This window comes from bacterium, assembly GCA_041648665.1.
GTDB lineage: Bacteria > UBA10199 > UBA10199 > 2-02-FULL-44-16 > JAAZCA01 > JAFGMW01.
This window is the reverse complement of sequence record JBAZOP010000006.1, coordinates 33,199-43,009: the sequence shown is the minus strand read 5'-3', so window position 1 is coordinate 43,009 and position 9,811 is coordinate 33,199. Positions and strand designations below refer to the sequence as shown.

Sequence of the window (9,811 nt, the reverse complement as noted above, 5' to 3'; positions counted from 1 at the left end):
ATCCCCGGCCGGTGATAGCCGCTCCCCTCAGGCGACCAAGGAGAATAGGATCGCAGACAAGCTCAATCCGCCGCCTGATACAGAAGACACGCGAGCGGCTCACCACCTCCGCTCGCCTTGGAGTATATCCGACAATCACTGAAAAAGAAAGCCCCGGTCATTTCTTTTTCTGCACCCTCTCGATCAACACCACGCCCGGCCCGAGCCTCGATTCCAGAACCTCATCGCCCGGTTCCAGACCGCACATCTCATTCAGGTGCACCGTCCTGCCGGTCTTTCCCGTCCTCTGTACCTTGTACGGCTTGAGTCTCAATAGCTGCTTCCTCTGATCCTTCAACTGCTCCCCCTTTCTCGAAAAGCTCTTCTTGCGATTCGGCTTCCTTGTCGCTCTCCGTGTCCGGCCACTTCAACGCGAGAGCAACCTTGTACCGAGTGTGCTTGTACTTCGCGACGAAAGCAACCGCTCCGCCGCCCGGCTCTGACCAGAGCGAGTGACACTCCGCGCAGAGCGCCAGCCAGTCGCTCGCCTTGTGCTTGGCCTCCGCGAACGTGACCCCGCTCCCTTGGCTTGAGATGTGGTGAACGTGATCGGTCTTTCCTCCGCATCCTTCGCAGATCGGGTTGCCCGCGCGGTACTGATCCTCCGTCAGATACTCCTCGCCGAGTACAACCTTGTCGTCGTTCATCTTCTTGCGCCACTGCATCCACCAATGTGCAACGTCCGCTCCCGATTCGAGATCAACTCCGTTGATCGCGAGCCGGTCGAATTGCATCTTGATGTGCTGGTGCATCCTGATGCTGTTCCAGTGCGAGCTTGTGATTACAACGTCGATCACGACCATATCGGTTCCCTCGATGGGATGAACTCGCTTCACGGTAACCATCTGTTTCAAGTCCTCGACCGCGACCGCCTTGGTTGTGAGCGGGAAGGTTGGAGCGTAGTCGAGCATGTCCTGTGAGTACAGGCTCTCGGGAGTCACCAGCTTTTCCGGATCTCCGCCCGGTCCGTTGTGCTGGATCGCCTCGATTCCGTACAGCGACCACATCAGCGCGTTGGCTTCGAGGCTCCGCTTGGCGTAGTGGATCTCAATCAACACGTCCAGATCGACCATCCACGCGTGCTCCGCCCGCTCCTCCACTGTCGCCTTCTCTCTCCGCTCCCTCTGCTTCTCATCGAGCTTCACAAGAGCCTTCCCGACCGCTTTGAAGTATCTCGGATCGACGCGGAGTACGAGGTACCCCGGAGGCAGTCCGCTCTGCTTGCGCCAGACCGGATTCCAATTGGCTATGAACTTTGTTCGAGCCATCAGGCCTCCCCGTACACGACCAGCACAGCGAGGAGCGCCGCTCGAACGGTCCACGGGTTGGCCTTGGCGTGTGGGCTTGCTTCGTTCTGGATCCAACCGATCAGGTTGTGGCTCAGGCTCTCCTCTGACGATCCGCTCTCCGTTTCCCTCCACCACTCGCGCACCCTCGCGAGCGGGAGCCACTGTCCACCGAATGACGGACCTCCGACAGACGCGACACCGATGATATCTCCATCCTCCTCAGCCCAACAGTGCCGCTCGGCAGTCTCCACGACCGCGAAGCAGTACCGCGTCGCGTCCCCCGGCTGGATCTCCACGATGGTCGCCCGTGTCGTCTCGCCCTCCCACGTGAGATCAAGCGTCTGCATCTTCGACCTCCGCCCCGAGTGCCGCGCGCTTCTTGTCGCGCTCGATGAACATCGTGGCGTTGCTCCCTTCCTTGAACTTCTCGACCATCGGTCCCCAACACCGATCTCTCCACCGACAGTAGTTGCACTGCCAGTCCGTTTTGTAGAGGTGCTTGTCGAGCGTGAAGCCCTGCTCACGCAACTCCCCGTTCTTGATGGCCGCGATGTAGTCGCGCTCCGGAGGCTCCTCGGATTCGAGCGATGCCTCGACAGCGGCAAACTTCTGCGTCAGAGCCTCGACCGTCCACTCTGACCAGTCGATCTCCTTGTCCCCGACCATGTACTGCCCGTCATCGCTTTTCGACAGCCAGAACTGTGTGCGGTACCCGAAGTCTCTCCCGAAGTACGCGAGGATCGCGGGAAGCAGGAGCCGCTGGACATAGAGGAACGTCTGAACGAGGTGCCCCGGCTTCGGAGCTTGTTTCTTCTGAATCTCCTTGATGCCCTGTCCGAACATGCTCTTGACCTCAGCAATGACCTGTTTCCCTCCGTTCTCTGTGATGAGAAAATCGAGCTTCATGCGGATCGGATACTTGAGCGCTTCCGGGTGGAACTCCTCCCTGACTTGCTTCTGGAAGCTCTCGATGAGACCATCGTTCACCGCGTCCGCGAGCGCTTCCTCAACGATCACCTCCACGCTCCCCCCGAGCCGCATCTTGAGCAGATCGCCAGCCGTGGGCGGGTTACTCGGTTCGGTTCCCTTCCACGAGTACCACAGTTGCCGCCGACAGGCATCGGCATCGCTGGCGTAGTGGCTCTGGCGTGTCCTTCGGTCCTCTTTGAGTAGGTACCGGTCCACCAAGTCGATCAGGTTCATGTCTCCTCTCCTTTCTGCTTGACCGCCTCGGCGATCAGAGCCTTGACTCTCGCGATCTCCGCTTGAGCGTCCTCGATATCCTGCTTGTTGCGCCGGATTCTCGTTTCCAGATAGATCAGCGCGTGACGGAGCCGCATGATCCCCTGCGTCGGCTCCTCGCCTTCGAGGAAGTTGACCAGAGAGCGGAGGTGCTCCTTGTCCACAGAGTACAGGTAGGCTCCCTCTTTTACCGCGAGGAGCTTACGCGCGATGTCCAGCGGAGTGTCCTCGATGCGGATTCCATCGGTGAACTTCTCGATGGCTTGCACCCTCTCCACAAACAGAGACCGCGTTCCCTCCGGCAATCCCTTGAACTGGAAGGCCAGCTGCTCGTCGTTCGGATTCGTCGGGTCCATCCGCCCTTTCCCGAATGTCACGGTGATCAGATTCACGCTCTCCTCCTTTTGTTCGCCTTCCTTGACGGAAGTATTCGCAGCTTCACCGCCTCGAACGCTTCTGCGCTCGGCGAGCAGATCACTTCAAACGTGACCTTCTTGAGCACCCTCTCCGCGAGGAGCGCTCGCCCGGCCGTTATGTGCTCAAGGCTCGGTGGTATCTCCTCGATGGAGACCTTGACGCTGAGCGGATTGAAAAGCTCGAACGCGCGGACCATGTACCGCTCTTTCGGCAACCTCTTGCGTCTCACTTTCTCTCCTCCGCCGAAACGCTCGGAGGTTGCGCGGCCGGTCCTGCCGAGAGCACCGCCTCCCCGAGATACACGACGCGCCCGTGCTCCTTCGCGTCCTTGCGCCGCATGTCGGCCTTTGCCTTGGTGTCCTGATAGAAGGAGTTGAGCGCTTGGAGGTTGCGCTTTTCGGTATCGGCCTGACGCTTGAGCGCGATCCGCTCTGTCCCGTCGAACAGAGGAATGCGCCTCTTGTCGGGTGAAATCTCCGTGTCGTTCAGGAGCACCATAAGCGCTCCGTACACGGCAGCGTTGTCCTCGGGCAACGGTGCTTCCTTCTCGCGCGGTGGCTGCTGCTGGGCGCGCTGCTGGTTCCTCCCCTGCTGCTGCCGCTCACCGGCCTCCGGAGAGCCGTGGTCTGGATCGGTGCTTTGCGGTTCGGTCTCGATGAGGAATAGCCGCTTGAGAGCGTTCTTGAATGCTGCGGTCTCCGCCTTGTTGGTGGCCTTGTCCGAACTGTCGATTGCCTCCCCGTAGGCGCTCATCCTCAGCGTCGATCCGTCCTCGGCGCAGACCATCGTGTACCGCATCTTGACCGACACGCGGATGCCTGTGCCTCCGCTCTTGTAAGCGCGATCCTCCTTGGTCGAAGAAAGGGCATCCTGCAAAACCACGATCCTCTCTGCTGCCATCTCCTTGCTGAGCTTCTTCAGCAGCGCCTCGATGCCCCAGAACATGTACCCCTGATCCTTGTTCCGCTCCGTCTTTCTCATCGCCCCGAGCCGCCCCATGATGGCAACTATCTTCGAGACGATGAGGATGCCACCAGTTGGCCCCCGCTCGATAACCTCCTCCGCCGCAGCCTCGCTCTCCTCCTCCGGCGGAGCGAACAGGTTGCGCTCCCGTTTCTCTTGATCGGTTTTCTCCATGCGATCTCTCCTCTTGACTCTCGGGTGGGGTCACGCGTATCCTACTGACAGTAGGGGCATCGTAAGCCGCCGCACGCGATGATCCCCGATCACCCGGAGCCGATGATCTGAACTCTCCTTCTGCATCGGCTCCGTTCTTTTTGCCCTTCCATTATAAATTACTTCACCGGGAAAGTAAAGCGCTTCTCAAATCCCCCGCCGCCTCGCGGCCCTGCACTCGTAACGGCACCACGACTCTTGCCAGTCGCAGCGCCTCGCGTACTTGCGGTGCAGCCGCGTCATCCCTTCGAGATTGTCGGAACAGATGTCGTCCCATATGTCGTGCCACACCATCTGATACCGCTCGCCCTTCGGTGGCTTGTACTTGAAGGCATCCGCGCACACGATCCTGACGCGCGGATCGGAGGTGTAGTGCTGACCGACCAAGTCGATCAAGTCCTGCGATATCTCCACCACCGTGACCGCTGTCACCTCCGGCCGAAGCAGGACCGCCTTGAGCACCGCTCCCAACCCGAGTCCGTTGATCAGGCAGTGCCCACGCGCCATGTGCAAAGCCGCTCGGAAATCCTCAAGCTCTGCCGGTGTATCGGACATCACCAGCGTCTGCCCGCGAAAGAGCCGCGTGAACGTTTCCCCGATAGGAACGGCTCGACGGGCTTTCAGCGCCGACCAATCCTGACGGTCCGTTGTGAACCTCTCGATGCGCCACGGCCCCTTCGAGCCTTCCGGCAGATCGACCTTTTCCACCGCCCCCCTCCTTTCACCCCGCCCATATCGAACGGGGCAGATGCTTCCGGATAACGTCAGCCACCTCCCTCGCCTCGGTGCACCCCGTGGGACCAAGCAGCGCCGCCTTTATGTTGTCGCACACCGTCATGCTCTCCGATGACACTCTTGGAGCTCCGTCAACAATGAGGGTGTAAGTGCCCGGTTCCGCTCCGGGCACAATGTCGATCTTCACGCGCGCCATCCTTGCGCTTCCGAGATCACCTCATCCTCGAACAGCGCCGCGAGGTGAGGGCTGATCTGATCGGAGTGGCGGTCCAGCCACACCTTGAGGAACGTCGCGGGAGTCTGCCGCTTGCGCGCGATGAACTGCTCGATGTACGAGTCCCATCCGTTCGACATCTCGCACGCTTTCGACATCGGCTCCCCGACCACGACCACCTCCGCGTTCCCGTACTCTCTCACGAGAGTCTCGCGGTGGGATTCGTTGCGAGCGGGAAGCGCTCCGGGGTGCTCCTCGCGGAAACGGAAAAATGCTTTGTCGGCGATCCGCTGCGCCCACTCCCCCTCCCCGGTCGGGTTGCCAACCTCGAACAGCGAAGCAACCTCGGGAGCCTCGCGCTTCATCATCTCGACAACCTTGTTCTCCTCCTCGCGCAGTTCTTGGAACATCTTGGCGGTGGCCCAATTCACCTCCCACGACCAGACCATGCGCCGGTCCCGATCCACGCGCACGACATCCGGATTCAGATCGTACCCGTAGGTTCGATCCTTCTCCTGCATCGTGCAGACATACAGGCCTCCCACGTACACCCTCCGCTCCTCTCCCTCCCCCGAGAGGAGGAATCCTTGGCTGGTGTGAGCCTCGTGCTGCGGACGTTGGAGCCGCCGGGTGTTCCTCCGAATCTCCTGCCACTCCGCCGGGGTGATTCCCGAGACGGCAATGGCGAACGTCTGATCAATCGCCCACCGCACGTCTTTCTGGATTTCGAGGGTCAAGACATCGCAGTCGAAAGTCCGGCTGTGGGAAATGTACGGCACCCACGTCTCGCTCCCGTTGCATATCTGGACGCTTTTGCCGCCGCGCAGCAGCACGAGGAGCGCGAGCTTGTACCCCTCGCCATACTGCCCGATGCTCCCCGGCGCCTTCTTGCTGTGCCCGAGTACCAGCGTGCGCCTCGACAGCACCGTGTTCTCGTTGGACACCACGAGGGTCCGCGTCTTGGCGTGGTACTTGATGCGCGCTCTGGACAAGACTGTGTCCTCGCTCACCTTCTCCCCGTCCAGAGCGTTCTGGATCAGTTCGCGCGCCGCCTCCCACGTGCCCCACGAGCCTACGTAGTTCTTGGAGAGAGGCAACTCCACGCGCTCGACCGTTTGACCATTCTTCTTCATTCGTCCCTCCTTCTGGACACCGAAGAGAAACGGCCCGGAGAGATTCCCCGGGCCGCACCGCCGTTGTTAGTTGTTCAGCACCTCCCACTCGCTCGGCGAGAGCGCGACCACGTCCCACCCCGTGGACTCGGCGTCGTACTGCCGGTCCGGGGATTCGATCTCGTGGGCCAGAGCCGTGATCGCGTTCGACAGTCCCCACCGCGTCGGATCGCCGCCCGTGATGAGGTTGTTCATGACCTTGGTGCCCTCCGCCTCGCTCAGTCCGAACCGCCGCGTGACCTTCTCGATGAGCTTCACAGGATCGTTGATCCGATCCTCCGCCGCCCCCTTCATCTGCGCCAGCTTCTTCTGGAAGCGCGCCTCATCGAGCGCCGTGGAGACGATATCGCGGAGCTTGAGTTGGAACGCTTTGACATCGGCCTCGACCGTGTCGCTGCGGAATATGCCGTAGTCGGCATCCTCCACCCGCCGCCCAACGTGGTACTTGTTGAGCAGGCTCTCCGCGACCGCTCCGTTGGAGCAGACGTAGTTGAGCAGGAAGCTCCGAACGTCCACCGCTCCGCACCCGACCTCGCTGTTGGAGATCACGAGGCCAGCCGCCACGAGCACGCCCGGCTTCACCTCGCCCGCGATGTTCGGGAACAGCACTTGGAGGTACATCCGTTTCTCCGTCAGCGCTTGCGCCCACACCTTGAGGTTGGTGTGCTCCTTGAGCGTCGGGAGGAGCGCCGAGAGAACATCGAAGTTGTCGTACGGCTTGAAGCTGTCCGACAGGTATGCCCTCGCGTTCCCGTCCAGCGTCCGCACCAGCCGCTTTTCGTTCTGCGCCCCGAGCCACGCGTTGACCGTGTAGGCTCGAAGCCCGGGCACCTGCGGCATCCGGTCGTAGTACGCTTTCGGAATCGCGAGCCGAGCCGCGATCTGCGAATGCGCGACCTCGCCAATGCCGAAGCTCTCGGTGTGTCCGTTCGGTGTGATCACCAGCGTGTTGTCCCCGTCCATTTCCATGGCGCGGGTGTGCACGAGGTAATCCTGCTTCGACCGCTCGACCTCTTCGATACGCGCGGCCAGGGCGGTGAGAGTCTCGTAGTTGCCTTTCATGCAACCCTCCTTGAAAGAGAATGACTTGAGAACTGCCCGGCAACGCCGGGCGAAAGAGAGGAGCGGGAATTGCACCCGCTCCGTGACGCCACTCGCGCTCTCTCAGATTCCGAACGCTTCTTTCATCTCCTCCTCCCATTCCCTCTTTTGCGCGACGTGTATTTGCGCCCGGCGAAATCTGTCAGCGACAAAGAATCTCAGCGCCGTTTCGTTCCAATTGTCCGGGAGCTTTTGGATGTTGATATCCGCGATCATCCTTGCCGTGACTCTCGCGACCAGACCACGAATGAACTCCTTTTGCTTGGCCTTCGTCATGTCCCATCCTCCTCCGTGGAATCGTTTCTGACTTCCTCGTGGGTTCCCCCGATCCGATCCACGAGAATCTTGATGAGGTTGATGACCTGATGCTGCCTCAGGGCGCAGTACTTCTCCCCGATAGTGAACTGCACCCCGGCTCTCCCGATATCCCCGCCCGAGAAGGCAGTCACCATCATCCTGTCTTTCCCGGGTCCCAAGTCCATCGACCGATAGTTGCCGATGGTCGTGCTCACAGCCCGGCCTCCTCCGTGGAATCGTTTCTGACTTCCTCGTGGGTTCCCCCGATCCAATCCACGAGAATATTGATGAGGTTGATGACCTTCTCTTGGATTGATTCGGGAGTCTCGGGAACATCATCGCCGGACTTCAAACGAGGCTTGAACTCGACGCGCTCCGCGACGATGACAACCTTGCTCTTGGGCTTTCCTTCCGTGTCGGTCCACCTGTCCTGCTTGAGCCGTCCGACCACGCGCACCCCACGGCCTTTCTTGAGGTACTCGCCGCAGACCTCGGCGAGCCGAGCGAAGGAGGTGACCTCGAAGAATGAGACCTCCTTCTGTAGCTGATCGTCCTGCTTGTAGAACCGGGTGACCGCGACCGCGAAGCCGCAGACCGCCGTTCCCTTTCCCGTGTAGCTCAGTTCAGGATCATTGGTCAGGTCCCCCTCCACGAGAATCGAGTTGAGATTGTCCATAGATGCCTCCCCTTCTTGCGCTCCTCGCGCTTATGTCCCGAGCCATACGGCTCGGAGGCTCTCCGCCCGCGCTTGCAGTCCGGCTCCGAGGTGCCGCAAGCGCTCCCCGCTTTACTCGGGGAGTGTCATATCCCGTTCCTCCTTTCTGGCATTCGCCTCGCGTGGGGAAGTGTCCCAGTCTTGCGCCTCCCCGCGTCGAGTCATTTACAGCCGCACCGGAAACGCGGCCCGTTGTGCTTCTTGCACCACCCGCACTGAGTGTGACCGCCTTGCCCGGCCTTCCGACAGTTCACCCGTTCCAGATCGTCCTGACGGGGCAGTCTCCCCGTCCTCAGAAGGAAGCCAAGCGCCGTCATCTCGGCTCCTCCTTGAGCATGTGCGCCGCTCCCGCTCTCGCCAAGGCGATCAACGATGAGAGGTTGAACCGAAACTGCGGCACGTAGTAGCAAGCGCTTCCACTCCCGTCCCTGTAGAGCAGGACAACAAGCTCCTGCTGACCAGCCGCGATCCGCTCGGGGTCAACCTCCTCGCCATGCGCGTTGTTGAGCCGATCCCCAACCACCCTCGCCGATACGCCCTGCACGTCTGGATCGTGCATGTCATCTCGGCACCCGTCCGTCGCCCTGAGCAGATTCTTCGCCAGACCTTTGAAGTATTCATCCATCGTTTCATCTCCTCGCCCGAGCCGATGTCGCGAACGCTTCGCACGCATCGTCTCCGAAAAGCTCTGACGCTCTTGCCGCGTCCCTGACCAGCGCGCGCCGTTCCCGCTCGCGATCCTTCTTCACCCTCGCGTCGAGGCAGACCTCATCGTACCAGCCTCCGCGATACCACATGGGATCCGGGACCATCTCGCCGCACCCGAAGCACCGATGCGCTCCGCCCAACTCCCCCGAGGTGTAGCCGCCGCTCTCGCTCCTCTTCATTTCGTTCCCTCCTCCTTCATCGTGGCGCGAACCGACCGCCGTAGCCGCTCGGCTTGCTTCCTTCGATACTCGATCAAGTCACGGAGCCTCTTCTTTTCCGACTCGGGCCAGTCGCGAACCTCTCCCCACTCCTCCCGCAGCCGCCCTCGCTTCTGCTCGATTGAGACGTTTGCCGCCGCGATCATCAAGCGCAGATCGTGCTGGAACATCTCGCGCCTTGTCGCTCTCATGACGCGCCTCCTTTGCCGCTCGGCAACCACTTCAATCCGTCCGCTCGCATCGCGCAGAAGAAAGCCCACGGCGTCATGATCGCCCCGTCCGCAACGAGAGCCTCCGCAGCCGTTCCGGGCTTGTAGTAGTTGGCCCATTCGGTCCTGCGGATGAACTCCTCCACGGTGATCTTCTCCCAATCGTCATCACCCTTGTAGCGCCGTTCGATGCTTGCGATGCCGTGCTTCTTGAGAAGAGCCTCCGCCTTGCGGACATCCTCCGCCGTTCTGCCCTTTTCCATACTCCACCTCTCTCCT

The 9,811-nt window shown here is 61.0% G+C and carries 17 protein-coding genes; all 17 read right to left on the bottom strand.

Features of this window, described 5'->3' with window-relative positions; translation table 11 throughout:
* Nucleotides 1-248: 248 nt before the first annotated feature.
* The 17 genes from WC683_04205 to WC683_04125 all read right to left on the bottom strand — a co-directional run bounded on the left by WC683_04205 (nt 249) and on the right by WC683_04125 (nt 9,795).
* Entirely contained in the window at nt 249-1,307 is a 1,059-nt protein-coding gene (locus WC683_04205; GenBank protein ID MFA4971790.1) for a hypothetical protein, read from the bottom strand.
* Nucleotides 1,307-1,675 carry a hypothetical protein gene (locus WC683_04200; GenBank protein MFA4971789.1) on the bottom strand — a complete coding sequence of 123 codons (369 nt, stop codon included), beginning with the start codon at nt 1,673-1,675 and terminating at the stop codon, nt 1,307-1,309. Before WC683_04200 ends, WC683_04205 begins: the two co-directional genes overlap by 1 nt.
* Nucleotides 1,662-2,531 carry a hypothetical protein gene (locus tag WC683_04195; GenBank protein MFA4971788.1) on the bottom strand — a complete coding sequence of 290 codons (870 nt, stop codon included), beginning with the start codon at nt 2,529-2,531 and terminating at the stop codon, nt 1,662-1,664. Before WC683_04195 ends, WC683_04200 begins: the two co-directional genes overlap by 14 nt.
* Nucleotides 2,528-2,962 (bottom strand): hypothetical protein, encoded by a 435-nt coding sequence (locus tag WC683_04190; GenBank protein ID MFA4971787.1) that lies wholly within the window; start codon nt 2,960-2,962, stop codon nt 2,528-2,530. The genes WC683_04195 and WC683_04190 overlap by 4 nt, the downstream gene beginning before the upstream one ends.
* Nucleotides 2,959-3,216 (bottom strand): hypothetical protein, encoded by a 258-nt coding sequence (locus WC683_04185; protein MFA4971786.1) that lies wholly within the window; start codon nt 3,214-3,216, stop codon nt 2,959-2,961. Before WC683_04185 ends, WC683_04190 begins: the two co-directional genes overlap by 4 nt.
* Nucleotides 3,213-4,124 (bottom strand): ERF family protein, encoded by a 912-nt coding sequence (locus WC683_04180; protein ID MFA4971785.1) that lies wholly within the window; start codon nt 4,122-4,124, stop codon nt 3,213-3,215. Before WC683_04180 ends, WC683_04185 begins: the two co-directional genes overlap by 4 nt.
* 186 nt (nt 4,125-4,310) lie before the next feature.
* Nucleotides 4,311-4,871: a hypothetical protein gene (locus tag WC683_04175; GenBank protein ID MFA4971784.1), complete on the bottom strand. Its 561-nt coding sequence runs from the start codon at nt 4,869-4,871 to the stop codon at nt 4,311-4,313.
* A 13-nt stretch (nt 4,872-4,884) separates the two neighbouring features.
* Complete coding sequence (locus WC683_04170; protein MFA4971783.1) at nt 4,885-5,085, bottom strand: hypothetical protein; 201 nt, start codon at nt 5,083-5,085, stop codon at nt 4,885-4,887.
* Nucleotides 5,082-6,245, bottom strand: a complete 1,164-nt coding sequence (locus tag WC683_04165; protein ID MFA4971782.1) for a hypothetical protein — start codon at nt 6,243-6,245, stop codon at nt 5,082-5,084. Before WC683_04165 ends, WC683_04170 begins: the two co-directional genes overlap by 4 nt.
* Nucleotides 6,246-6,311: 66 nt before the next feature.
* The gene (locus tag WC683_04160) at nt 6,312-7,346 is read right to left on the bottom strand and encodes a DUF932 domain-containing protein (GenBank protein ID MFA4971781.1); all 1,035 of its coding nucleotides are present in this window, start codon (nt 7,344-7,346) and stop codon (nt 6,312-6,314) included.
* A gap of 102 nt (nt 7,347-7,448) precedes the next feature.
* Entirely contained in the window at nt 7,449-7,661 is a 213-nt protein-coding gene (locus tag WC683_04155) for a hypothetical protein (GenBank protein MFA4971780.1), read from the bottom strand.
* A complete protein-coding gene (locus tag WC683_04150) occupies nt 7,658-7,897 on the bottom strand; it encodes a hypothetical protein (GenBank protein MFA4971779.1) in 240 nt (79 codons plus the stop codon). Before WC683_04150 ends, WC683_04155 begins: the two co-directional genes overlap by 4 nt.
* A complete protein-coding gene (gene ssb, locus WC683_04145; GenBank protein ID MFA4971778.1) occupies nt 7,894-8,358 on the bottom strand; it encodes a single-stranded DNA-binding protein in 465 nt (154 codons plus the stop codon). The genes WC683_04150 and ssb overlap by 4 nt, the downstream gene beginning before the upstream one ends.
* A gap of 352 nt (nt 8,359-8,710) precedes the next feature.
* Nucleotides 8,711-9,022 carry a hypothetical protein gene (locus WC683_04140; protein MFA4971777.1) on the bottom strand — a complete coding sequence of 104 codons (312 nt, stop codon included), beginning with the start codon at nt 9,020-9,022 and terminating at the stop codon, nt 8,711-8,713.
* Nucleotides 9,023-9,026: 4 nt separating this feature from the next.
* On the bottom strand, nt 9,027-9,284 hold the full coding sequence (locus WC683_04135; GenBank protein MFA4971776.1) for a hypothetical protein: 258 nt from the start codon (nt 9,282-9,284) through the stop codon (nt 9,027-9,029).
* Nucleotides 9,281-9,514 (bottom strand): hypothetical protein, encoded by a 234-nt coding sequence (locus WC683_04130; protein ID MFA4971775.1) that lies wholly within the window; start codon nt 9,512-9,514, stop codon nt 9,281-9,283. The genes WC683_04135 and WC683_04130 overlap by 4 nt, the downstream gene beginning before the upstream one ends.
* Entirely contained in the window at nt 9,511-9,795 is a 285-nt protein-coding gene (locus WC683_04125; protein MFA4971774.1) for a hypothetical protein, read from the bottom strand. Before WC683_04125 ends, WC683_04130 begins: the two co-directional genes overlap by 4 nt.
* Nucleotides 9,796-9,811 lie beyond the last annotated feature (16 nt).

Excerpts from the sequence above, each read along its gene's own strand:
- WC683_04205 (MFA4971790.1), bottom strand. The coding sequence starts at position 1,307 with ATGGCTCGAACAAAGTTCATAGCCAATTGGAATCCGGTCTGGCGCAAG.
- WC683_04200 (MFA4971789.1), bottom strand. The coding sequence starts at position 1,675 with ATGCAGACGCTTGATCTCACGTGGGAGGGCGAGACGACACGGGCGACC.
- WC683_04195 (MFA4971788.1), bottom strand. The coding sequence starts at position 2,531 with ATGAACCTGATCGACTTGGTGGACCGGTACCTACTCAAAGAGGACCGA.
- WC683_04180 (MFA4971785.1), bottom strand. The coding sequence starts at position 4,124 with ATGGAGAAAACCGATCAAGAGAAACGGGAGCGCAACCTGTTCGCTCCG.
- WC683_04165 (MFA4971782.1), bottom strand. The coding sequence starts at position 6,245 with ATGAAGAAGAATGGTCAAACGGTCGAGCGCGTGGAGTTGCCTCTCTCC.
- WC683_04160 (MFA4971781.1), bottom strand. The coding sequence starts at position 7,346 with ATGAAAGGCAACTACGAGACTCTCACCGCCCTGGCCGCGCGTATCGAA.
- WC683_04155 (MFA4971780.1), bottom strand. The coding sequence starts at position 7,661 with ATGACGAAGGCCAAGCAAAAGGAGTTCATTCGTGGTCTGGTCGCGAGA.
- ssb (MFA4971778.1), bottom strand. The coding sequence starts at position 8,358 with ATGGACAATCTCAACTCGATTCTCGTGGAGGGGGACCTGACCAATGAT.
- WC683_04140 (MFA4971777.1), bottom strand. The coding sequence starts at position 9,022 with ATGGATGAATACTTCAAAGGTCTGGCGAAGAATCTGCTCAGGGCGACG.
- WC683_04135 (MFA4971776.1), bottom strand. The coding sequence starts at position 9,284 with ATGAAGAGGAGCGAGAGCGGCGGCTACACCTCGGGGGAGTTGGGCGGA.
- WC683_04130 (MFA4971775.1), bottom strand. The coding sequence starts at position 9,514 with ATGAGAGCGACAAGGCGCGAGATGTTCCAGCACGATCTGCGCTTGATG.
- WC683_04125 (MFA4971774.1), bottom strand. The coding sequence starts at position 9,795 with ATGGAAAAGGGCAGAACGGCGGAGGATGTCCGCAAGGCGGAGGCTCTT.